Origin of the sequence: Rhizobium sp. N621, from assembly GCF_001664325.1 — a bacterium.
Classification (GTDB): Bacteria; Pseudomonadota; Alphaproteobacteria; order Rhizobiales; family Rhizobiaceae; genus Rhizobium; species Rhizobium esperanzae.
Genome location: NZ_CP013495.1, coordinates 3,128,227 through 3,149,622, shown reverse-complemented (window position 1 = coordinate 3,149,622; position 21,396 = coordinate 3,128,227). Strand labels below are relative to the sequence as shown.

20 protein-coding genes and 2 pseudogenes are annotated in these 21,396 nt (G+C 61.2%); 9 read left to right on the top strand and 13 right to left on the bottom strand.

From position 1 onward, the window contains the following. Positions 1–255: 255 nt before the first annotated feature. Positions 256–1,146 (bottom strand): annotated as a pseudogene (locus tag AMK00_RS15315) (DMT family transporter). A gap of 174 nt (positions 1,147–1,320) precedes the next feature. Here AMK00_RS15315 and AMK00_RS15310 point away from each other — a divergent pair. Continuing rightward, positions 1,321–1,752, top strand: coding sequence for a hypothetical protein (locus tag AMK00_RS15310; RefSeq protein WP_237350409.1), 432 nt, complete (start codon positions 1,321–1,323; stop codon positions 1,750–1,752). Positions 1,753–1,773: 21 nt separating this feature from the next. Here AMK00_RS15310 and AMK00_RS15305 read toward each other — a convergent pair whose 3' ends face one another. The 5 genes from AMK00_RS15305 to AMK00_RS32015 all read right to left on the bottom strand — a co-directional run bounded on the left by AMK00_RS15305 (position 1,774) and on the right by AMK00_RS32015 (position 8,142). Next, a complete protein-coding gene (locus AMK00_RS15305; RefSeq protein ID WP_064810939.1) occupies positions 1,774–2,916 on the bottom strand; it encodes a PQQ-dependent sugar dehydrogenase in 1,143 nt (380 codons plus the stop codon). Positions 2,917–2,975: 59 nt separating this feature from the next. Next, positions 2,976–3,737 carry a class GN sortase gene (locus AMK00_RS15300; RefSeq protein WP_064810937.1) on the bottom strand — a complete coding sequence of 254 codons (762 nt, stop codon included), beginning with the start codon at positions 3,735–3,737 and terminating at the stop codon, positions 2,976–2,978. Beyond that, on the bottom strand, positions 3,727–6,108 hold the full coding sequence (locus AMK00_RS15295; RefSeq protein WP_064810935.1) for a marine proteobacterial sortase target protein: 2,382 nt from the start codon (positions 6,106–6,108) through the stop codon (positions 3,727–3,729). The genes AMK00_RS15300 and AMK00_RS15295 overlap by 11 nt, the downstream gene beginning before the upstream one ends. 235 nt (positions 6,109–6,343) lie before the next feature. Further along, positions 6,344–7,972 carry an ArnT family glycosyltransferase gene (locus AMK00_RS15290; RefSeq protein ID WP_064810933.1) on the bottom strand — a complete coding sequence of 543 codons (1,629 nt, stop codon included), beginning with the start codon at positions 7,970–7,972 and terminating at the stop codon, positions 6,344–6,346. Next, entirely contained in the window at positions 7,969–8,142 is a 174-nt protein-coding gene (locus tag AMK00_RS32015) for a hypothetical protein (RefSeq protein WP_237357864.1), read from the bottom strand. The genes AMK00_RS15290 and AMK00_RS32015 overlap by 4 nt, the downstream gene beginning before the upstream one ends. Positions 8,143–8,411: 269 nt before the next feature. On the opposite strand from AMK00_RS32015, the gene AMK00_RS15285 reads away from it, so the two are divergent. The 6 genes and pseudogenes from AMK00_RS15285 to AMK00_RS15265 all read left to right on the top strand — a co-directional run bounded on the left by AMK00_RS15285 (position 8,412) and on the right by AMK00_RS15265 (position 13,125). Next, the gene (locus tag AMK00_RS15285; RefSeq protein WP_064810932.1) at positions 8,412–9,614 is read left to right on the top strand and encodes a pyridoxal phosphate-dependent aminotransferase; all 1,203 of its coding nucleotides are present in this window, start codon (positions 8,412–8,414) and stop codon (positions 9,612–9,614) included. A gap of 99 nt (positions 9,615–9,713) precedes the next feature. Then, positions 9,714–9,980 (top strand): annotated as a pseudogene (locus tag AMK00_RS33580) (type II toxin-antitoxin system Phd/YefM family antitoxin). Further along, positions 9,977–10,360, top strand: a complete 384-nt coding sequence (locus AMK00_RS15280; protein ID WP_064810930.1) for a type II toxin-antitoxin system VapC family toxin — start codon at positions 9,977–9,979, stop codon at positions 10,358–10,360. Before AMK00_RS33580 ends, AMK00_RS15280 begins: the two are co-directional and overlap by 4 nt. Positions 10,361–10,540: 180 nt before the next feature. Next, positions 10,541–11,446, top strand: a complete 906-nt coding sequence (locus tag AMK00_RS15275) for a glycosyltransferase family 8 protein (RefSeq protein WP_082240316.1) — start codon at positions 10,541–10,543, stop codon at positions 11,444–11,446. 47 nt (positions 11,447–11,493) lie between these two features. Further along, positions 11,494–12,363 carry a hypothetical protein gene (locus AMK00_RS15270; RefSeq protein WP_064804016.1) on the top strand — a complete coding sequence of 290 codons (870 nt, stop codon included), beginning with the start codon at positions 11,494–11,496 and terminating at the stop codon, positions 12,361–12,363. A 72-nt stretch (positions 12,364–12,435) separates the two neighbouring features. Continuing rightward, positions 12,436–13,125, top strand: coding sequence for a hypothetical protein (locus AMK00_RS15265; protein ID WP_064810928.1), 690 nt, complete (start codon positions 12,436–12,438; stop codon positions 13,123–13,125). Positions 13,126–13,164: 39 nt separating this feature from the next. Here the strand turns inward: AMK00_RS15265 and AMK00_RS15260 are convergent, their stop codons facing one another. Then, entirely contained in the window at positions 13,165–14,262 is a 1,098-nt protein-coding gene (locus AMK00_RS15260; protein WP_064810925.1) for a calcium:proton antiporter, read from the bottom strand. A 230-nt stretch (positions 14,263–14,492) separates the two neighbouring features. On the opposite strand from AMK00_RS15260, the gene AMK00_RS15255 reads away from it, so the two are divergent. Beyond that, positions 14,493–14,780, top strand: coding sequence for a DUF2188 domain-containing protein (locus tag AMK00_RS15255; RefSeq protein WP_064804010.1), 288 nt, complete (start codon positions 14,493–14,495; stop codon positions 14,778–14,780). 104 nt (positions 14,781–14,884) lie between these two features. Here AMK00_RS15255 and AMK00_RS15250 read toward each other — a convergent pair whose 3' ends face one another. Both AMK00_RS15250 and AMK00_RS15245 read right to left on the bottom strand, forming a co-directional pair. Next, the gene (locus tag AMK00_RS15250) at positions 14,885–15,394 is read right to left on the bottom strand and encodes a GrpB family protein (protein ID WP_064811738.1); all 510 of its coding nucleotides are present in this window, start codon (positions 15,392–15,394) and stop codon (positions 14,885–14,887) included. 33 nt (positions 15,395–15,427) lie between these two features. Then, on the bottom strand, positions 15,428–16,357 hold the full coding sequence (locus AMK00_RS15245; protein ID WP_064810924.1) for a LysR family transcriptional regulator: 930 nt from the start codon (positions 16,355–16,357) through the stop codon (positions 15,428–15,430). A 95-nt stretch (positions 16,358–16,452) separates the two neighbouring features. On the opposite strand from AMK00_RS15245, the gene AMK00_RS15240 reads away from it, so the two are divergent. Then, a complete protein-coding gene (locus AMK00_RS15240; protein ID WP_064811737.1) occupies positions 16,453–17,475 on the top strand; it encodes an NAD-dependent epimerase/dehydratase family protein in 1,023 nt (340 codons plus the stop codon). On the opposite strand, the gene AMK00_RS15235 is transcribed toward AMK00_RS15240, so the two are convergent. The 4 genes from AMK00_RS15235 to AMK00_RS15220 form a co-directional block, all read right to left on the bottom strand. Further along, positions 17,472–18,272: an aminoglycoside phosphotransferase family protein gene (locus AMK00_RS15235; RefSeq protein ID WP_064810922.1), complete on the bottom strand. Its 801-nt coding sequence runs from the start codon at positions 18,270–18,272 to the stop codon at positions 17,472–17,474. The genes AMK00_RS15240 and AMK00_RS15235 overlap by 4 nt on opposite strands. Before the next feature lie 478 nt (positions 18,273–18,750). Continuing rightward, positions 18,751–19,875, bottom strand: a complete 1,125-nt coding sequence (locus AMK00_RS15230) for an alkene reductase (RefSeq protein ID WP_064810921.1) — start codon at positions 19,873–19,875, stop codon at positions 18,751–18,753. Between the two features lie 25 nt (positions 19,876–19,900). Then, complete coding sequence (locus AMK00_RS15225; RefSeq protein WP_064810919.1) at positions 19,901–21,067, bottom strand: MFS transporter; 1,167 nt, start codon at positions 21,065–21,067, stop codon at positions 19,901–19,903. Continuing rightward, complete coding sequence (locus tag AMK00_RS15220; RefSeq protein WP_064705707.1) at positions 21,067–21,360, bottom strand: ArsR/SmtB family transcription factor; 294 nt, start codon at positions 21,358–21,360, stop codon at positions 21,067–21,069. The genes AMK00_RS15225 and AMK00_RS15220 overlap by 1 nt, the downstream gene beginning before the upstream one ends. Positions 21,361–21,396 lie beyond the last annotated feature (36 nt).

The following is a 21,396-nucleotide window of genomic DNA, read 5'->3' as shown; positions in this document are numbered from 1 at the left end:
CGCGCCGAGAGTGCTGCGTTTAAGGGATTTTGGCAAGCAAAAGTTTTTTAACGTGTCCTTGCGGGCACACTGCTTCCGACATCTGGTTTGCGCAAAAAGGCAAAATTTCTGCCGCGAATGGGAGATGATTAACGATTTATATCGTCTGCAATGTAAGTTTCGGGCAGATTTTGCCAAAAATGCAACGTAAACGGGCTTTGCGGGTTCCTTAAAATTTTTTTCCAATCCGGCATCCACCCATATTTGGACGCATGTTCAGGCTGCCGGCAAGCGACGGCGAGCAAAGCCGGGGACGATCTCGACTACAAGCATAGCGATAAACATTAGCGCACAACCTGTATATCCCGCGGCCGGCATCGACTCATCGAGAATCAGCGCTGCGAGCGATGCGCCGAAGAGCGCTTCGGATGATAGGAAGATCGCCGCCTGCGACGGCGTCGTATAGCGCTGGGCGATCACCTGCAGCACGAAGGCCAGACCGGACGAGAAGATGCCGACATAAAGGATCTCGGGTCCTGCGGACCAAATCGCCGAAAGGCTGATCGGTTCGACCGCTGCGGCAATGGCCAGCGCGCAGACCGTGGTGACGGCAAATTGCGTGGCCGCTAGCGCGAGCGGCCTTCCACTCTCGGAGACGGTCGTGCCGGCAAGGGTGATCTGGATCGCCCAGAAGACGGCGCAGACCACAGTCAGGAGATCGCCTGAGGTGAGCGCCGAAAGATGACCGCCGGACAGGAGATAGATGCCGGCGAGCGCCATCAGCGCGCCCGGCCAGATGATCCAATGCGGGGCACGGCGCAGGAAGAACACGGCAATGAGCGGCACGAAGACGACCTAGAGGCCGGTGACGAAGCTGGAATTCGTCACCGTCGTCGTCTGCAGGCCGACCTGCTGGGTGGCGGCGCCGCTGAAAAGGGCAAGGGCCGTGAGGACGTAGAGCCTGGCATGGCGCGCGCTGGTCTTTACCTCTGCCTTACGCGCTTCCAGAAGAACGAAAGGCAAGACGGCCAATGTGGCGACGGCAAAACGCAAGGCGATGAACCAGAAGGGGCCGATCGCCTTCATCGCCGTCGACTGCGCGACGAACCCGCCGCCCCAGATGGCGGCTGCAAGCAACAGGAGGAGGTTCGCCTGAATACGCGTCATGTCGTCCTCGAGGGGGAAGGGGGATCTGTCCGAGCGGTTAGCAGTTGCGCTTCCTCCAGGCAAGCACGAAGACTTTGACGGGTCGATCTATTCCCTTAACCGCAAAGCAGATCACGTGACTGTGGAGCGAAGGATCGCAACCGTAGTAATGCCGGCCGATTGCTGATCTTGTACATGATCAAGCCAGCATCATGGGCAGGTAACGGGAGCGCGTATTTTATGGGTGGAAAATATTTGAAGTTCATTGTGCTGTGCGGGCTTTTGGCACTTGCCACAGAACCAGCGGATGCCCGCGATGCGGTAAAAAGCGGAACAGTAGAGCGCAGTGGTTCGAAGTTCAGCTATCTCGTTACCGCTTTAGGTCCGAACAGCCGCAGAATTGAAGTCACTCATAACGGGAAGAAATACACGGGCCCGCTGGCCGAAATGTCTTTTCGTGACCGGCATTTGCAGGTTTTCGAGATGGTGGCGATTTTGATCAAGGACAGCTGCCGGAACGGTGTTTCCTCGCTCGGAAATATTTGGTTGAGCAAGGATCCGGAGCAAGACAAGGATCCCGACGCCAGGCATCCTCAGTACTTCATCTGGGAATATAGCTGTAAGTAGACGCTTGAGCCTGGCGAGATCTCAACCGTTGTTGGCCTGAGCGCGCGAGACCCTGAGCAGCGCGCCGTCGTCCTCGTCCGTCACCATCAGCAACGCGCCGTCGGGCGCCACGATGACGTCGCGGATGCGGCCGTAATCGCCTTCGAACAAGCGCTCTTCGGCGACGAAGGCGCCGCTCTCGTCGCGCTGCATGCGCGAGAGCAGCTGGAATTTCAGCGCCGCGACGAGGAAGTCGCCGTCCCATTCCGGGAACATGGCGCCGCGATAGACAGCGAGCGCGCCGGGCGCGATCGAAGGATCCCAATAGTGCAGCGGCTGCTCCAGCCCTTTTTTGGCGGTGCCTTCGCCGATCTCGGCGCCCGAATAGTCACGGCCGTAGGTGATGATCGGCCAGCCATAATTCTTGCCCGCTTCGATCTGATTGATCTCGTCGCCGCCGCGTGCGCCATGCTCGACGGTGTAGAGCTTGCCGTCCTTGGCATCGAAAGAGATGCCCTGCGGGTTCCGGTGGCCCTTCGACCAGATCTCCGGCAGCGCCTTGCCGCCGTCCTTGAACGGATTGTCGGCGGGGATGCTGCCGTCGGCATTGATGTGGACGATCGAGCCGGCATCGTCCTGCCAGTCCTGCGATCGGTCGCGGTCGCCGCGGTCGCCGACGCTGATGAACAGTGTGCCGTCACGGGCGATCGCGATGCGCGCGCCATATTGGATGTTGCCCGTTGTGAAGCGCCGCATGGTGAAAATCGGCGTCACCGCCTCAAGCGTCTTTTCGTCGGCGGACAGCGTCGCGCTGAAGGCCTCGGTGCCGGAGCCCTGCCTATTGGCGATGGCGGCGGTGAAATAGAGTTTTCTGCTCGTGACAAAATCCGTGGCAAGCGCCACGTCCATAAGACCGCCCTGGCCGCGGGCATTGACTTTGGGCACGTTGCCGATCGGCTCGGAAAGTTTGCCATCGCGAATAATGCGCATGCGGCCCGGCCGCTCGGTGACGAGATAGGCGCCGTCGGGCAACACTTCGACCGCCCAGGGGTGTTCGAGACCATCCGCCAGTTTTTCGACGCGAACCGCAGGGCCCTGCGTGTTGACGGTATCGGCCGCATTGGCCGATGTGGCGCCGAACAGAACCAGCGCCGCGGCGAAATGGAAGGCGGATATTCTCGTCATTTGCTTCCCCGTCGTCTCTCCATCCGGAACGTGGAGTGGGCAGGGCAGAGCTTCAAGCCTCAGTCTGTCTGTAATAACGGCTTTGTGTTTGCCGGTTGAAGGGAGCCGATCGCGTTACCATCGACTAGTTCGGCTTCGAGAATGTAGCGTAGCGGCCCGCGTTCGGTCGCATCGAACGGCCAGCAGGTGGTCAGTACGAGGCGGCGGCCATCGGAGGAAGGGTCGATGCCGCTCGCGTCCCAGGGGGCAATGCGGCCTTCGCCAGCCTTGAAGGTCAATAGCTTGCCGTCGCGGCGGGTAACTTCGATCGTATCACCCGGCCTTATATATTGCAGCCAGCGGAAATGGGTGTCGCGATGGGCGGCGATGACGGAGGTGCCTTCGTCGCCCGGCTGCGGTGTATTGGCGAGCCAGGCCGGACCGAAGGCGAGCGCTTCGCCGGAGGCACCGGAAAGCACGATTGCCTCCTTGCCGAGGCGCGGCGCACGCACCCTGGCTTCGGTGGTGAGATCGGCCCAGGGCCAGGGTTTCGTCTCCTTGCCGCTCAGTTCGGCGGCAAAAGCACGCTTCAGCAGGACTTGCGAGATTTCCGCCTTCGCCTTCAGCAGAAAACCGTCACCGATCAGCGCCAGGCCATAGAAGGCAAGACCGGCAATGGCGAAGGCGATCGTCTTCTCGATCGGCGAAAGACGCCAGAGGAAGAAACCCTTTCTCCTTCGCGCCTTCGGCATGTCGTGGGCCGTGGCGGCGGCCATGGCGAGTTCCAGATAGGTCGGAAGTGGCTCGAATTCGGCCGCTTCCTGATTGTTGCTAGAAACCATCGCGCTTGGCTCCGGCCGAGACGAGACCCTTGAAGCGGCGGCGCCAGATAGCGAGCCCGCTCGCCGCCGCCAGCGCCAGCAGCAGCATGGTGAGCCCCCGCATGATCTGCTCGTCGGCGCGTGTCGCCGTCTGCGGCAGGTTCACGGTCGAGCTTTTCTGCGCGATCAGCGTGGCGGCTTTCGCCGTCGGCGCCGCGGCCATCAGGTTGGCGATCTCGGGCGATGCAGCGAGATCCTGCGTTGCGGCTGCGGTCCGTTGCGGTTCGGCGCTTCCAGCCGGCGTGGCCGCGCCGTGGCGTTCTGCGCCGCCAGACGGGACAGCGTTTTCGCCGAAGACCTTTCCGAAGTCCCAACCTTCGGGCAGGTTGAGCGGCAGCTTCGCCGAGCCGAGCGGTTCGGTTGCCGGCCGCGACGGCGTGATGTCGACGGCAACCAGACTGGTGACGCGCGAGACGAGGTGGTGGGCGAGCGCCACCGTCTCTATGTCCTTGTCGAGTGCGGTGGGGTCCTGGTGCTCATAGGCGCGGGCCTCGAAATCGTCGATCTTGCGTCGCGCCCAGAGCTTGGAAATGCCGTTGCCGTCTGCGGCATTGGCGATATCCATCTCGACGCGCCAGGGCTGGTTGCCTGTCTTGCCGACGATCTGCAGCTTGCCGGTAGGCTTTTCCTGCGGCAGTTCCGCCGTTAGAACGACGGGTTCGCCGCTATAGAGGTCGGGCATCGGGTTCGGCGTGATATCCTCGGCTTCGATGCCTTCGAAGGTCGCGGCGATATCGGTCATTGCGGGGTTCTGCAGCTTGGCGAAGAGTTCGCTCATGCGGCTTGCCACCTGATCGGTCGAGCCGATCTGAGTGAAGGTGCCGCGGCCGAACTCGGCGGCTTTGGTCATGAAATAGGTGTTCGGCGCCGAGCCGATACCGACGGTGAAGACGCGGGCATCGCCGCGGTTTTCGGTGATTTCCTGGAAGAGCTGCTGTTCGTTGCCGATCGCGCCATCGGTGAGGAATACGACCTGGCGCAGCGCTCCGCTTGCGATCGGGCCTTGGTTGCGCAGCGCGTCCTCGAGCGCCGGCAGCATTTCCGTGCCGCCATCGGCGTTTAGGCTCCTGATATAAGCGATGGCCTTTTCGCGGTTGTCGGGGGCGGCGGTGACGAGGCCGTTGAAATAATCGGTCATCGTATCGTCGAAACGGATGACGTTGAAGCGATCCTCGGGGTTGAGCCTGGAGATGGCAAGCGCCAGGCTCTGTCTTGCCTGTTCGATCGACTGGCCGGACATGGAGCCGGAATTGTCGATGACGAAGACCACCTCGCGTTTTGCCGGCGCTGCCGCATCCGGCGCGGTGGGCGGGGTGACGAAGGCAAGCAGATAGGTCTTACCATCGATCGCTTCGCGGAAGAGGCCGGCGCTCGGCGTCTTGCCCGGAGCGGCTTTCCAGGTGAGCTCGAAATCCTTGTCGGCAGGAACCGCGTCTCCTTTCAGGCGGATCGTTCTCGCCTGGTCGCCGTCCTGTCCGATATCGACGTCGTGGAAGGAGGATTTGACCTCACCGAGCGGGAAGCCGGCCTTGAGGTTGATGATCAGCGAGATGGGGTTGATCCTGGCATTCTCGCGCGGGTCGAGCACCGGGGCTTCGATCTTCTCCCGATTTTCCACCGGGTCTCTCGGTGTTGCGAAGCCGGCGCCGTTATTGAACTCGACGGTCTGGACGATCGGGGCCGGATTATAGCGGGGCGCGACGACCATCGGGAAGCGCAGCGAGAATTCACCACCGGACTGATGGACCGTCTGCTGATATTCGATCTGCACGACGATCTCTTCGCCGGGGCCGATATTGGCGACCTGGTTGGTGAAGATGTTGGGCCGCTGCTGTTCGAGCAGCGCCGTTTTCTTGCCCTCGGCCTTGGCCTGCTCATAGATCTCGCGGGCTTCCTGGCGCGGCTTGATCTGGCCTTCGATGAAGCGTTCGCCGATCTGCATCTTCAGCGCGTCAACGGCCGAATTGTCGGGCAGCGGGAAGACGTAGGTGCCCTCGACCCAGCCCTGGCTCGGGTTTTGGAAGCGCTGCGTTACCTTCACCCTGGCGATCGGGCCGGAGACATCGATTGCGACGTCGGTCTTCAGCCGCGGCGCTTCGACATAAAAGCCCGGTTCCTTCGACGGGAAGAGCAGCGAGCCGCTATTGACGTTGTTCGGCCGGACAAGGGCCGCGAGCTGGCCGGATGCCTGCCGCGTCTCGGCGCGGGCGGCGGAGGCAAGTCCCAGCATCGCGGTGATGCATGCGACAAAAGCGGTGACGGCGACAAGACATGAAATGGAGATCCGGCGCATGCGTATGCGCCCGATGGCGAACTCATCTTCCAGAAACATTGGCCTACCCTCAATAACCAATTTTGGATGAGGGAATGATGCAGCTTCGATCTCGGCGCGCTCGCGACCGAATTGCGGCGGCGTGCGGCATTTGTTGCGGCTTATTCGTGGCGGCGATAAAATCCGGCGATCTCTCTGATTTTAAAAGACGAAAAACATGATCGTCGTCACCGCGAAAGTACCGCGATCGAGGCCATGTCCTGTCCAAAGCCCATGGCCTCAGACTGTCGCGATGTCATGGACGGGTGATTCTGTAGACCAGCAAATCGTCCGAATCCACAAGTTTGGTTGCGGTCTTGTCCAGATAATCGATGACGCCAACGTGATGCTCGAAGAATCGCAAGTCCGCGTGGTCGGTGGCGTTCTTGGTCACGCCGAACAGATCCGCGCCGTGCGCGCGCAGTTCCTCGAGCTGCGCGATCGCAGTGGCGTCATCCGCGACGAATTTCGACCAGTCTGCATCGCCTCCTCCAGGCGGGAACACCCAGCCGCGCGCCCTGCTGTAATAGACTGCGACGGGGTCGCCGACATCTGGCGCGGTGGCGACGACGAGATCGCCCGGTTTCGCCAACCGCGCCAGTTCCTCGCCAAGGAGCTTGCCCGTCATGGCGATTGGCTTCTTCATCGTCCTGACGAGGGGAAGGGTCGACCAGGCAAGCGCCACGGCTACGATGCAGATCGCGCGAAGCGCCACAGCCGGCTTAAGAATGGCCCTCGGTGACAGCGTTGCCAGGAGAAGCGCGCCGCGGCCTGAGAACATCGCGACTGGCACATGGAAGATGTGGAAGTTCCACACATTAGCTGTGATCTCGCCCGCCGCCGCCAGATAGAGGATCGTGGCCGCTGCCAGCCAGACATAGGGAATGGCCGAAAGTCTGCGTTGCTCCGGGTCTTCAGCGGGTCTGGGCGGTATCCATAAGCCGACCGCCAGCAGCACCAAGAATGGAGAGCCGTAGAACCACCAGACCGACGTGTTCCACGCCGATTTGACGTAGAACCTGTTCTTGACGTATGCCCAGAGGCCGTCGTCCCAAATATAGCCGCTGCCGGCGATATGAAACGGCGGATAATTACGGCCGAGATAAATCGCCCAGCTGTAATAAGCGGCGACGATAGCCAAGCTCACAAGCCCCCACAGGAAGACCCGGGTTGCCTGCTTCTGCTTCTTCTCCAGAATCCAGCAAACCATCAAATAGAAGATGACGGCGCCCGCGACGAGGCCTGGCGGCTTTGACAGTGCGCCGAGCGAGACGCTCGCCGTGGCAAGCGGCAAGAGCCAGCCGCTGCCGCCGGCCCAGTATTTGACGAATAGCCAGACGCCGAGGGTCACGAGGGCCAGCATCGCGGGATCTGGAAGAAACGAGCTGTCGATCATGATCGCCGCCGGCATCAGCGCATAGGCAAGCGCCGCCGCATGGGCGTGCATGATGCCCCAGCACAGCGCTGTCAGCCTGTGCAGAGAAAACACCGTCACCAGCCCGAAGACAGCCGCAACCACGCGGCCGTACCAGTCGTGCCAGCCGAAGAGCTGGTAGAGCAGGGCAGTGATATAGCTGACAATCTGGAACTCGCGGCCCTGGTAGCCTGGTCCGGGGCCGGTCCAGCTGACCTCTGGAAAGAGGATGTTCCAGCTGCGCTGCTGGAAATTGTCGGCCATCATCGCGGTGCTTATCTCGCGCCAGCTGAAGCCGTCGACCAGCGGCAAGGTAATCTTGTGGAACCTGAAGACGACCGCAATGAACAGGATCCCCAGCAGAATCGCCGTGTCGAGGCTCAGATAGTTCAGGCGAACCGTGTCCCGGCCGGTCGACTGCTGCTGATATTGCCGACCTTCGGCCTGGTTCAATTCCGGGATGTCCGTCATCTGAAACCGTGTCCCGCCTGATGCCCGACGCAGCGCGACAGGCGGCGGCATCGGATCGAAAGGAAGATCGGGCTGAGCGGGATCTCGCCGCCGGCGCGGCCGCCTGCGGGGAGCGGCGCGTCGGTATTCCTGAGCAGCGGCTTGGAAGAGTTGCGAGGCGGCTTTGTCATGACGGAAGTTCATCAACACTGCCTCGAAAAGCAATTCGCCCAGATTGGTTAGTCACCTAATCCCGGAAGTTGCGCGGGGTGCCTCGACTGCGCGCGCGCCTCGGCGAAAAGGACGGCGGACCTACCCGCCGGTGCGGCGAAACGATCAATAAGAATCATTGCCTCCATCACGCCTTTGCCCTTGAAATGCCGTCATACATTGGACATAGAGCTAACCGCAGAACTCCGGTCCCGGCTTTCTGCCCGTTTCAACCAATAGGACCGATATCATGGCCTTCCTTGCCGATGCTCTTTCCCGTGTGAAGCCTTCAGCCACCATCGCCGTTTCCCAGAAAGCGCGTGAGCTGAAAGCGAAAGGACGCGACGTCATTGGCCTCGGCGCAGGCGAGCCGGATTTCGATACGCCCGACAACATCAAGAAGGCTGCCATCGACGCGATCAACCGCGGCGAGACGAAGTATACGCCGGTTTCCGGCATCCCCGAGCTGCGCAAGGCGATCGCCGCCAAGTTCAAGCGCGAGAACGGCCTGGAATATTCCTGGGAGCAGACGATCGTCGGCACCGGCGGCAAGCAGATCCTGTTCAACGCCTTCATGGCGACGCTGAACCCGGGCGATGAAGTCGTCATCCCAGCGCCCTACTGGGTTTCCTATCCGGAGATGGTGGCGCTCTGCGGCGGCACGCCGGTTTTCGTTTCGGCCACCCAGGAGCATAACTTCAAGCTCCAGCCTGCCGATCTCGAAAAGGCGATCACGCCGAAGACGAAGTGGTTCATTTTCAACTCGCCATCCAACCCGACGGGCGCCGCCTATACGCATGCCGAGCTGAAGGCGCTCACTGATGTGCTGATGAAGCATCCGCATGTCTGGGCGCTGACCGACGACATGTACGAGCACCTGACCTATGGCGACTTCAAATTCGTCACGCCCGTCGAAGTCGAGCCGAAGCTCTACGACCGCACGCTGACGATGAACGGCGTTTCCAAGGCCTATGCGATGACCGGCTGGCGTATTGGTTATGCCGCCGGGCCGATTCAGCTCATCAAGGCGATGGACATGATCCAGGGTCAGCAGACCTCGGGTGCGACGTCGATCGCCCAATGGGCGGCTGTCGAGGCGCTGAACGGCACGCAGGATTTCATCCCCGAGAACAAGAAGATTTTCGAAGGCCGCCGCGACCTCGTCGTCTCCATGCTGAACCAAGCCAAGGGTATCGTCTGCCCGGTGCCGGAAGGCGCCTTCTACGTTTATCCGTCCTGCGCCGGCCTGATCGGCAAGACGGCGCCGTCGGGCAAGATCATCGAGACGGACGAAGATTTCGTTTCCGAGCTTCTGGAATCGGAAGGCGTCGCCGTCGTTCACGGCTCCGCCTTCGGCCTCGGCCCAAATTTCCGGATCTCCTATGCGACATCGGAAGATCTGCTTGAGGAAGCTTGCCGCCGCATCCAGCGCTTCTGCGGCGCTTGCAAGTAGGCTTGTCGCCATCATATCGATCGAAGGCCTGCCGGTGACGGCGGGCCTTTTATTTATCCGGCGTTGATGGTGTAGCTGCATGTGGCTACATTTGAGGCTATGAAGACCGTTTCAATCCGTGATGCGAAGAACCGCCTGACCGAGCTTGCCCCGCGAGGTCGAGGCAGGTGAAATCATTGTCGTGACCCGACACGGCCGGCAGGTATTCGACCTGGTGCCCCATCAGAAACGCGGCGGTTTGGATCTGGAGGCCGGTCAGGCCTATCTTCGTGCTCGGGTATTACCTGTCCCGTGCCGTTCATCGCGGATGATTTTGACGATCCGCTGCCGGAGGATTTCCTCCTGAGGCCTTTGCCGGAGTCATGAGACTTCTTCTTGATACTCGTATCGTTCTCGCGATCCTGAGGAAGGACGCCGGCGCGCGATTTCCAGAGATCGCGTCGCTGCTCGGCGACAGCAAAACCGTGGGCTTCGTCAGCGCAGGCCTTTGGGAAACGGCGATCAAGGCTCGTCTGGGAAAGTTGGATCCCGGCATGCCGCTCGAAGACATTGCCGGTGCTCTTGAGGAAACAAGGCTGATCCTGCTGGCGATCGAAATTCAGCATGTCATCACCGCCGCCGATCCCGAGCCGGAGACGCGCGATCCCTTTGATCGGCTGCTGCTGGCGCAGTGCAAGGTCGAAGGCTTGCAGCTTGCCACCGTCGACCGGCTGCTCGTCGATCATCCTATGGCATTGCGACTATAGCTCACATCCCGATTCAACGCGCTGCCGCACAGCTTCCGCTTCGCCTCGCAAGTCGTTGAATTCCGATTCAAAACGTGACACGGAGTGCCGGTGGGGCGGATGATCTGCGGTTGCGGGCAGCCGCCAAACCAACTAGATATCCGGCATCAAGTTCAATTTGCCGCTTTGGGGGGCCGGATTTTGCAGCAGAGTGCCGTCATCGTCTGTTCTGACGTCAACATGCTTCCGGCCGCCTGCTGCACTCTGCTTTCCGTCAAGCGCAATCTTACAAATGCTGATGTAGAGTTCCTGCTTCTCGGCATCGACCTCAAGCCGCACCAGGTCGCCGAGGTCGATAATTTTGGGCGGCTTCATGGTATGGCGATCAGGGTGCTGCCCTATAAAACGCCCGGCACCGGCCTCCAGGCGCGGGGCCGCTGGTCGGCGGCCACACTGGCGCGGCTCTACATGGATCGGGATATACCCGACCATATCGAGCGCCTGCTTTATCTCGACGCCGACGTGCTGGCGGTTGCGGCTGTCGACGAACTCTTCACCCTTGATTTTCAAGGCAAGGCGCTTGCCGCCGTCGACGACTATGTCATGGCCTTTCCCGAGAAATCAGGCGCGCGCCAGCGCAAGATCGGCATGGGCGAGGGCGGCCGCTACTTCAATGCCGGCGTATTGCTGTTTGACTGGTCGGCCTGCCGGGCGAGGGGGCTCTTCGCCAGGACCCGCGAAATCTTCGAGGAGCGGTCGCATCTGTTCGAGAATAACGACCAGGATGCGCTGAACGTCACTTTTGACCGCGACTGGCTGGTGCTCGATCCGCGCTGGAATACACAGACGGGCCTGCTGCCTTTCGTCGATCGGCCGGCCATCTTTCATTTCACCGGCCGCAAGAAACCGTGGCAGGCGAACGTTCCCTGGGTGCACCGGCGGATGGCCAATCGTTATGCCGAGGATCTTCGCAACACGCCCTGGGCGTCCTTCTGCAGGCAACCGTCGATGACGGACCGAGTGGCGGGCTTCCTCTCGCATGTGGGAAAGCAGATCGGCGGGCTGAGGCGGCTTGCCCGGATGCGCGCCTATTTCAGCAACAGCTAGTCGGGCGGACGGAGCGCGTCGTCCTTGGAAAGTGCATGTGAGGCGATATGGAAGCAATTCCCAGCGATAACAAGGCTACGACCACTCCGGATGGTGGCTTCAATTTCCTGACGCCGGAAGCGTGGAAGGCGCTGTTGTCGGGCTATTCCCATATCGTGCTGGTAGCAAACAGCGAGGCGGTCGATATCGAACGGCTGCGGAGCAAATTGCCGGAGACGGCGCTCTACGTCTTCTTCAACAAGGTCTACAAGGTGCTCGACGAACCCTTCGTCGGCCACTCCATGCTGGTTGCCCGCAGCGACGTGATGGGCGCCCATATCGTCCACCGGCGCGAGGCGGCGGATGTCTTGCGCTTCTTTGGTGGCGACGATTTCCTCGGCGTCGTTAACATCCGGGTCTCCGTCGAGGAAAATCTCAGCGAAAAGAGCTGCTTCGAAGGCGCTAAGGCCCGTCACCTTGATCTGACGCAAATGCTCGCCGATCTCTATCCGATCGGCAAGATCGCGACGAGCGGCTTTGCGGTAGCGTTGTGGCTCGCCGATTTGCAGTTGCCGGGCAAGATCCTGCTTGCCGGCTTTTCGGCGAAGCGGAGCGAGAAGTGGAAGGTGTTCGACGTTCACGATTGGACGTTCGAGCAGATCTTCCTGCGCCTCTTCGCACGCATGGGGTCGATCTCAATGATGGGCGGCGTCGATGCCAGCCCCTATTCGGCGCTCGCCAAACGGTTTCCTGAGGTGCCGCCGATCGAGATCGCGATGACTGCGGCCGAGGTCTTGTCGGAGCGGCTCGACAATACGAACAGCCAGATCGACAGGCTGATGTCCGTCACCAAATTCATCCGCGCCGTCGACAATTTCTTTCGGCGGTTCAAACCGAAAACCCGTAAGCAGCGTTTTCTCGAAAAGTCGAAGGGATGACTGTCGCGGGCCTTTGCTAACAGGCGTGGGTGGCCAGAAAGCTGTTGCCGATACCGGCGATCAAGGTGGACAATGGAACAACAAAACGTCCGAATTTTTGTAGGATTCGATCCCAAGGAAGTGGTCGCCTACCACGTTCTCGTGCAGAGCATCATCGAGAAGTCGTCGATCCCGGTTGAGTTCTCGCCCATTGCACTTTCCAATCTTGGCGGGATTTTCACCCGCGAGCGCAACGCGCTGCAATCCACGGAGTTTTCCTTCTCGCGTTTCCTGACGCCCTATCTCAGTGGTTTCGAGGGCTGGAGCATCTTCATGGATTGCGACATGCTGATGCGGGCCGATATCGCCGAGCTTTGGGCATTGCGCGACGAGCGTTACGCCGTCATGTGCGTCAAACACGATTATCAGCCGAAGATCGACACCAAGTTCCTCGGCCAGACGCAGACCAAGTACGAAAAGAAGAACTGGTCGAGCTTCGTTCTCTTCAACAACGACAAATGCCGCGCGCTGACGCCCGACTACGTCAACACGGCGACCGGCCTGCAGTTGCACCAGTTCAAGTGGCTTGAGAACGACGACCTCATCGGAGAACTGCCGGTGATATGGAATTACCTCGTCAATGAATACGACTACCGCGAAGACGCCAAGAACGTCCATTTCACCGACGGCGGGCCGTATTTCGAGGAATACAAGAACGACGATTACGCCGATGAATGGTTCGCAGCCCGCGAACGGCTGCTCTTCGCGCAACAGCCCGTCTAAACAGCCTGTTCTTTCCCTTCCTCCGCGGGGAGGGAGTCCTCAGAGCCCCAGAGCCGTCAGCATGACGAAGGTGGCGAAGAGGATGAAATGTGTCATGCCCTCGATGGCGTTTGTCTCGCCGTCGTTGAGGTTGATCGCCGCGGCAATCAAGGTGATCGTCACCATCACCGTCTGCACCGGGGTCATCGCCATGATGAAGGGCTGGCCGGTATAAAGTGCAATCGCCTCCATCACGGGCACCGTCAGGATGACGGTGGAAAGCGAGGCGCCCATGGCAATGTTGACGGTCGCCTGCATGCGGTTTCTCAGAGCCGCTCGCAAGGCGGTCAGGATTTCGGGCGCGGCCGAAATCGCCGCGACGACCACGGCGGTGACGGCGATTGGTGCGCCGCTGTCGCGCAGCCCTTCGGTCATGAAGGTCGACATAAACTCCGCCAGCAGGCCAATGACGACGACGCCGAGGAGGATGGTGGCGATCGAGACGGCTGCCGATCCGTCAGCGCCGTGTTCGTCGCGACTTTCCTTCTTCCGCTCGGAGCGCGGGTAGCTGTAGCTGAAGAAATAGCTGTGCTGGCCGACCTGCATGCGCAGGAAGAGGCCGTAGAGAGCGATCATCGCGACAATGGTGAAGGCGGAGTAATAATGCCACCGATCTCGCGGCACGAATTCCGGCACGATCATCGAAATGCCCATGGCGGTCAGGATCATCACGCCATAGGTCTTTCCCGAATTGTCGTTATAAGGCTGCTCGCCATGCTTGAGGCCGCCGAGCAGGGCGGCGAGGCCGAGAATGCCGTTGATATCGAGCATCAGGGCCGAATAGATCGTGTCGCGCACCAGCGTTGGAGAGCTTTCGCCGCTCATCATGATGGCAAGAATGATGACTTCGACGGCGAGGGCCGAAAGTGTCAGGATCATCGTGCCGTAGGGATCGCCGACTTTGACGGCGAGCAGTTCGGCATGATGGGCGACGCGGATCGAAGCGAGCACGATGGTGGCGACGAGTGCTGCGGCGGCGATGAGCGCCAGGCCTGGCCCCATCTCCATGACCGTATGCTCCAGAAGATAGGCAGTCACCGAGACGACGAGTGCAATGACCAGAAATCTCTCCTCTTTAAGGCGTGACGCGATGCCCAAATCTCAGCTCCCGTTGCGATTCACGCCTTTAACTAAGTCACTGATTTCGGATGGGAAGCACGCGGCGGCACTCTGCTATTTGCAGTCTTCGACGTTTAATGAAATACTGACGCCATCGGGGCCGGAAAAGCAGATCGCGGCGTCCTCGAATTCTCGTCACGCGGCCGCGATGATCCGGACCCTGTCCGGAAGCATGCGCATGCGCAACAAGATGATGAGGAGACGGATGCATGATCAAGGTGGTCTACGAAGTCGTGCCGCATGACGGCGGTTGGGCCTACAGGCTGGGAGGCGTCTATTCCGAGGCATTCCCGACCCATGCCGAGGCGCTCGAAGCTGCGCGCATCGTCGCGGCCGAACAGCAGGTCGGGGGCGATTCCGCCGAGATCAGCTGGCAGGACGAAAACGGCAAATGGCATGAGGAATATGCCGAGGGCGGCGACCGGCCGGAAACCGAGGTGGTCGACGGCCTATGGCAGGAGCGATCGGCTGGAGCCTCGCAGAGCGCCGGACATTAACCCTAGAGCGCGTCGCGATCTTTCAGATTCGCTCGCTGCGCTTTAGGTCCTCGTTCTTGCGCATGCCGTTATCGCAAACTGCGCACGCTTTTGCGCGACATGCTCTATCCCTTCAATGCCCGCGTGACGATCGTGTCGACAAATTCGCGCTTCTCAGCGGTATAGCGATCGCCGTCCATTCTGAATTCGGCTGCCAGCCTGCGTTTCAGCGCGGCATAATCGGCCGCCGCTTCCGGATGCGCGATGAGATAATCCCGGAAAGCGAGCCTGTTTCGATGCGTGCCGTTGCCGGCCGGGCAAAGGTAGACTCGTTCGGCCGGCACCGAACCTCTCGACAAGAATGCCCAAACCTCGTCGTCATAGCGGTTGCCGCGCGACTCGTAGTCTTGCGAGAGAAGCACCTGTGTCGCACTCTGGATATGCTCGAGAGCGGGAAGAACGATGTCGATATCGATGAGCGGCTTGGCGGTCATATCAGGTATGGCGGTGCTGCCGACGTGATCGATGGCGAGCGCCTGCGGCAGCAAGGCCAGCAGCTTGGCTCGGATGCGCTGGAAAGCTTCCGGCCATTCCCTGTCATAGCTCACGAGTTCAACCGGCTTGTGCATCGTCATCTCCATAGGATGCTGCGAGATTGCCCATGATTCTCATCGAAAATCGATCTCGATTTCCGCTTGCGCGCCTGTGGAATGACGATGGTAAGTCCGGAGCCCCTGGACCAGCGCGTCGAACGTCGCGCGGCAGCGCGGTGAGGTCTTCAGGCTTTCGTGCATGACCACCCATGTACCGAGCGGAATCTCGAACGCATCGGAAAGGACATGCACGAGGTCGGGGTTTTCTCGGGCCAGTCCGATCTGGCAGAGGCCGATGCCAACGCCGGCGCGGATTGCGGAGAGCTGGGCAAGGTTGCTGTCGGTCCTGTAGGAGAATTTGATGCCTTCGGACGCCGGATAGCGCTTCATCACCATGCGGACGTAGGCCGTCTGCCGGTCGAAGCCGATGAGCCGGTGGTTGGCGAGGTCCGCCATGGCTTGCGGGGTGCCGTGCCGTTCGAGATAGCGGCGGTGGGCGTGGAAGCCGATCGGGATGTCGCCGATGCGGCGCACGATGAGAGCATCCTGTTGCGGCTCGGCCATGCGTACGGCGATATCGGCCTCGCGATTTACCAGATCTTCGATGGCATCGGATGCCGAGAGCTCGATTTGGAGTTCGGGATAGACTTCCTGCAGGGGCCCGAAAATCCGAGGCAGGATCTCGACGGCGACGACCTCGCTGGCGCTGACCCTGACCGTTCCGGCTACCCTCTCGCGCTCGCCGGATGCGGTGCGCAAAAGGGCGGCGGCGGTTGCCGCCAGCGTTTCGGCATAGGGTTTCAGCGCCTGTGCGGCGTCGGTCGGCACGAGGCCGTTCGGCGACCGGATGAAGAGCTCGGCGCCGATCGCCTGTTCCAGAGCATCGACGTGGCGGCCGATCGTCGGCTGGGTCAGCCCCAGTTCGCGCGCAGCGGCCGAAAGCGAGCCCTGCTGGAGCACGGTCACGAAACTGCGGTAGAAATCCCAGCTTGGTTCGAGCGTCATATGTTTTTGTATAGCTGATCCACTTATTTCGTCAATTTTGTTTATCTGAAAGCAGGAGCATAGTCATCTCATGCAATTTGAAGGAGATGATTGCGATGAATGGAGAGACGAAGATCACGGCACTGGTTCTCGGCGCGACCGGCGGTATCGGCGGCGCGATCGCCCGCAAGCTTCTGGCCCGTGGCTGGCGCATCCGGGCGCTCAACCGTGATGCCGCCAAGGCGTCGAAGAATGAGCCCGCCTTCGAATGGCTGCAGGGCGATGCGATGAATGCCGGCGACGTGCTGAAGGCGGCTGAAGGTGTTGGCCTGATTGTCCACGCGGTCAATCCGCCCGGCTATCGCGATTGGGAAAGGCTGGTGCTGCCGATGCTCGACAATACGATCGCTGCCGCTCGCGTCGCCGGGGCGCGGATCGTGCTGCCGGGCAACGTTTACAATTTCGGTCCCGATGCCCTGCAGTCGCCGACGGAGGAAAGCCCGCAGCATCCCCTTACAAAGAAGGGAGCGATCCGCGTCGAGATGGAGAAGCGGCTGAAGGCGGCATCGCAATCCGGCACCGGTGCGATCGTCGTCAGGGCTGGCGATTTCTTCGGTCCGGGCGCAACGGCCAATAGCTGGTTCTCATCTGGGTTGGTGACGCCGGGCAAGCCGGTCGGCACCATCAAGAATCCGGGACGGCGCGGCATCGGCCATCAGTGGACCTATCTGCCCGATATGGCGGAAACCATCACCCAGCTCATCGAGCGGGCCGATCAGCTGCCGCCCTTCGCCGTCTATCATATGGATGGCTTCTGGGATGCAGATGGCATGCAGATGGCAGAAGCGATCAAGCGTGTTGCCGGCGGCAAGGCGAAGATCGGGCGGTTTCCCTGGTGGCTCGTGCCGCTCGCCGCGCCTTTCGTTCCGTTGATGCGGGAGATCAACGAGATGCGCTATCTCTGGAAAGTGCCGCTCAGGATGAACAACGCCAAGCTTGTCGCCGAACTTAGCAAGGAGCCGCAGACGCCGATCGACGAGGCGGTGAGAGCCTCACTGGTGGCTCTCGGCTGCCTGCCCGAAGCGCATCGTGACACCGCGGCCGCCTTTATCGGGCATACGCTGCAGAAGGCGCCTTAGGCCGCCAGCTCGGCCAGCGCGATCCGCGCGACCGTCAAGGCCGTCTCCGCCTGTTCGATATTGGGGTCGCCGAGAAACCAGGCGGCGGAAAGGCCAGAATAAGCGGCGATCCATTGCAGCAGCCGCTGCGGCTCCAGCCCCGCCTCCGCAGAGACGATGGCGAGCTGGCGGCGGAAGCGGGCGGGGTCGGTAATGGTCGGCAATTCCTCGTTGGCGAAGATATTGGCGAAATCGAAACCGCGCTCGCCGTGGAGCCGTTTCGGATCGATCGCCAGCCAGCCGCGCTCCTCGAAATCGAGAATGTTGCCGTGGTGGATGTCGCCATGGAGGACGGAGAGATCGCGCGGATCGGCAAGGAGGGATTTGGCGATCGCCGAGCAATCGGCAAACGTGCCGCCATGTTTGCCGGCGGCCGGTTCGAGATCGCGGAACCAGCGGGTGAGGGGAATGGGATCGGGGAGTGGTCTTTCGCGCGGCGCATGCAGCCGCGCTGCGGTGCGGCAGAGAACGCGGCTCGCTTCGTCGTCTTCTCCATCCATCGCCATGGCAAGCAGGGAGCGTTTCCCGGTTGCCCTTTCCAGCAATACGGCGTCGCCTTCGTGTGCATAGACATGAGCCGCGCCGTCGCCGTCCCACCATTGCATCAACAGCGCGCCGTATCGTTCGTCGATATCGGCCGCGACTTTCAGCATGGCGGGCTTGTCCTGCCAGAGGACCGGCAGCAGGCGGCTGGAATGGGTGATGATGGGCTCGCCGTCCGACATGAGCGACCAGCGATCGAGATAGGGTGCAAACATGACATCCTATATAGAGATATTGAACGCACAAATCCCACCTCTCAGTGGGATTTCTCTATTTGTCGACAAAGTCTCCTCCGTCATGCCAGGCCTTGTGGTGTCCGGTTCCGGAGATCGGCGAAACCAGCCCCTCATTCGCCTGCGGCACCTTCTCCCCGTAACCGGGGCGAGGGGGATTCGCCGCGACCTCTCCCTCCCATCCGCCTCTCGGAATGGCACGTCCCCTCTCCCCGTCAGAACGGGGAGAGGGTTAGGGTAAGGGGCATTTTCCGACGCGAACCGGACGGCAGTTGCTTTGTGCCGAGCATCTGACGACTGCGATTGCCTGACAGGAAAACATCTTTTTTCAGTAGCTTAATTGGGCCGGCACAGATCCCCGGCACAAGGCCGAGGATGACGTCGCGGGGTTTGCCGTGGTTGTCCGCCAGCCTGAGAAATCCCGCCGAGAGGCGGGATTTCTTGATGCGCGCCTGAAACCTCAGGCGACCTTTTCGAGAGTGGGATAGTCGAGATAGCCCTTGGCGGTGCCGCCGTAGAAGGTCGACTGGTCGGGCGTGTTGAGCGGCAGGTTCTTTGCCAGTCGTTCGACGAGATCGGGATTGGCGATGAAGGGTTTGCCGAAGGCGACCAGATCGGCGCGGCCGCTTTCGGCGGCGTCGATCGCGAGATCGCGGTCATAGCCGTTATTGACCATCCAGTTCGCCTTGCCGCCGGCTTTTTCATAGGCCTGGCGCAGCGCTCTGTAATCGAAGGAGGGGTTGTCGCCCTGCTTGTAGTCGCGCTCGCCGCCGGTCTGGCCTTCGATGACGTGGATATAGGCGAGGCCGTATCTTGCCAGCCCCTCGATGACATGGGTGAAGGTCGCCTGCGGATTGGAATCATAGCTTTCGCCCGACGGCGTCACCGGCGAGATGCGGATTGCGGTACGGCCTGCGCCGATTTCCCTCACCACGGCATCGACGACCTCGAAGGTCAGGCGGGCGCGGTTCTCGATCGAGCCGCCATATTGGTCGGTGCGGTCGTTGACGCCGTCACGGATGAACTGATCGAGCAGATAACCATTGGCGCCATGGATCTCGACACCGTCGAAGCCGGCATCGATGGCGGCGCGGGCTGCCTTGCGGTAATCCTCGATGATGCCGGGGACTTCGGCGGTTTCGAGCGCGCGGGGCTCGGAGGTATCGGCAAAGCTGCCGCTGCCGTCGGCATTGACCAGATAGGTCTTGGCCTTGGCGATGCGATTGGTCGAGGAGACCGGCTTGCCGCCGTCCGGCTGCAGCGTCGTGTGCGAGATGCGGCCGACATGCCACATCTGGACGACGATCTTGCCGCCGGCTGCATGGACGGCGTCGGTGACGCGCTTCCAGCCGGCGAGTGCTTCCTTGCTGTAGAGGCCGGGCACGTCGGCATAACCCTGGCCCTGATGGGTGATCGCGGTCGCTTCGGTGATGATCAGGCCCGCCGTGGCGCGCTGGCGGTAATATTCGACATTGAGGTCGTTGGGAATCGCGCCCGGCGAGCGGTTGCGGGTAAGCGGCGCCATGACGATGCGGTTCTTGACGGAGATATCGCCAACCTTGGTGGGTTCGAAAAGCTTGGCCATGATGGTCCTTTCTTTTGCGGGAGGATCACTCTGCGGGGGCAAGCGCAGCCCGGCCCCTGGCGGAGAGATAGGTGAGCGCCGTCGCACCCAGGCCGACCAGGGCCATCAGGGCTGCGGCGAGCGGAACGCGGGTGAGATCGAAGCTGGCATCGATGACCAGGCCGCCCGCCCAAGCGCCGAATGCATTGCCGGTGTTGAAGGCGCCGATATTGATCGTCGAAACGAGGTTCGGCGCATCTTTGCCGAAGCCGACGACGCCGACCTGGAGCGCCGGCACGGCGGCAAAGCTTGCGGTCGCCCAGAGGAAGAGGGTGATCTCAGCCGGGATGAAGAAGCGGCTCGTATAACTAAAGGCAAGCGAGGTGACGGCGATCGCGGCGAAGACGCCGGCAAGTGTTACGCCGAGCCGCCAATCGGCAAGCTTGCCGCCGATGAGATTGCCGACGGTCAGGCCGAGGCCGATCAGGAACAGCGTCCAGGTGACGCCTTCCGGCGAAACGCCGGTGACATCACGCAGGAGCGGCGCGATATAGGTGAAGAGGGCGAACATCGAGGCAGCGAAGAAGACGGTGGTCGAAAGCGCCAGCCAGAGGCCGCTATTCCTGAGTGCCGCGATCTCGCGCAGGATGCTGCCGTTTTCCTGTTTCTTGTCCTTCGGCAGGATGGCGATCAGTCCAAGAATGGTGACGATGCCGATGACGGTGACGACGCCGAAGGTGGCGCGCCAGCCATAGGCCTGGCCGATCGCGGTGCCGAGCGGTACGCCGAGGACATTGGCAAGTGTCAGGCCGGTGAACATCAGCGCGACGGCGCGGGCCTTGCGGTCTTCCGCAACCAGTCCGGCGGCGACGACCGAGCCGATGCCGAAGAAGGCGCCGTGGCAGAGAGCGGTCACGATGCGGGCGATCATCAGCACCCAATAATCGCTCGCCAGAGCGCAAAGCAGGTTGCCGGCGATGAAGAAGGCCATCAGCGCAATCAGCGCCGTGCGCCGTTTCAATTTAGCGGTCGAGACTGCCATGACGGGCGCGCCGATCGCGACTGCCAACGCGTAACCGGTTACCAGCCATCCGGCCTGTGGGATCGTCACCGAGAGATCGGTGGCGACCTCCGGCAGCAGGCCCATGATGACGAATTCGGTCGTGCCTATCGCAAAGGAGCTCAAGGCGAGGACGAGAAGGGCGAGGGGCATTAAAGATCCTGTGTCAGCTGCTTGAGGAAAGCGGCGATCGTTTCTTCGTTGCGCTTGTAGAAGATCCACTGGCCGACGCGTCTGGTGGTGACGAGACCGGCGCGATGCAGCGTTCCGAGATGGGCGGAAACCGTCGATTGGGATAGGCCGCAGCGCTCGAATTGGCTGGCGCAGACGCCCATTTCGAAGGGATGCTCCTGCGTGGGGAAATGTTCCTCGGGATTCTTCAGCCAGCTCAGAATGTCCATCCGGGTGGGGTGGGCGAGTGCCTTGATGATTTCGTCTTTATCCATCGCAGTCGGTCGATCCATAAATCGAATTTTTTCGAT

Excerpts from the sequence above, each read along its gene's own strand:
- AMK00_RS15265 (WP_064810928.1), top strand. The coding sequence starts at position 12,436 with ATGGAACAACAAAACGTCCGAATTTTTGTAGGATTCGATCCCAAGGAA.
- AMK00_RS15220 (WP_064705707.1), bottom strand. The coding sequence starts at position 21,360 with ATGGATAAAGACGAAATCATCAAGGCACTCGCCCACCCCACCCGGATG.
- AMK00_RS15295 (WP_064810935.1), bottom strand. The coding sequence starts at position 6,108 with ATGTTTCTGGAAGATGAGTTCGCCATCGGGCGCATACGCATGCGCCGG.
- AMK00_RS15240 (WP_064811737.1), top strand. The coding sequence starts at position 16,453 with ATGAATGGAGAGACGAAGATCACGGCACTGGTTCTCGGCGCGACCGGC.
- AMK00_RS15285 (WP_064810932.1), top strand. The coding sequence starts at position 8,412 with ATGGCCTTCCTTGCCGATGCTCTTTCCCGTGTGAAGCCTTCAGCCACC.
- AMK00_RS15290 (WP_064810933.1), bottom strand. The coding sequence starts at position 7,972 with ATGACGGACATCCCGGAATTGAACCAGGCCGAAGGTCGGCAATATCAG.
- AMK00_RS15225 (WP_064810919.1), bottom strand. The coding sequence starts at position 21,067 with ATGCCCCTCGCCCTTCTCGTCCTCGCCTTGAGCTCCTTTGCGATAGGC.
- AMK00_RS15270 (WP_064804016.1), top strand. The coding sequence starts at position 11,494 with ATGGAAGCAATTCCCAGCGATAACAAGGCTACGACCACTCCGGATGGT.
- AMK00_RS15250 (WP_064811738.1), bottom strand. The coding sequence starts at position 15,394 with ATGACGATGCACAAGCCGGTTGAACTCGTGAGCTATGACAGGGAATGG.
- AMK00_RS32015 (WP_237357864.1), bottom strand. The coding sequence starts at position 8,142 with ATGACAAAGCCGCCTCGCAACTCTTCCAAGCCGCTGCTCAGGAATACC.
- AMK00_RS15235 (WP_064810922.1), bottom strand. The coding sequence starts at position 18,272 with ATGTTTGCACCCTATCTCGATCGCTGGTCGCTCATGTCGGACGGCGAG.
- AMK00_RS15230 (WP_064810921.1), bottom strand. The coding sequence starts at position 19,875 with ATGGCCAAGCTTTTCGAACCCACCAAGGTTGGCGATATCTCCGTCAAG.
- AMK00_RS15310 (WP_237350409.1), top strand. The coding sequence starts at position 1,321 with ATGATCAAGCCAGCATCATGGGCAGGTAACGGGAGCGCGTATTTTATG.
- AMK00_RS15305 (WP_064810939.1), bottom strand. The coding sequence starts at position 2,916 with ATGACGAGAATATCCGCCTTCCATTTCGCCGCGGCGCTGGTTCTGTTC.
- AMK00_RS15280 (WP_064810930.1), top strand. The coding sequence starts at position 9,977 with ATGAGACTTCTTCTTGATACTCGTATCGTTCTCGCGATCCTGAGGAAG.
- AMK00_RS15245 (WP_064810924.1), bottom strand. The coding sequence starts at position 16,357 with ATGACGCTCGAACCAAGCTGGGATTTCTACCGCAGTTTCGTGACCGTG.
- AMK00_RS15255 (WP_064804010.1), top strand. The coding sequence starts at position 14,493 with ATGATCAAGGTGGTCTACGAAGTCGTGCCGCATGACGGCGGTTGGGCC.
- AMK00_RS15300 (WP_064810937.1), bottom strand. The coding sequence starts at position 3,737 with ATGGTTTCTAGCAACAATCAGGAAGCGGCCGAATTCGAGCCACTTCCG.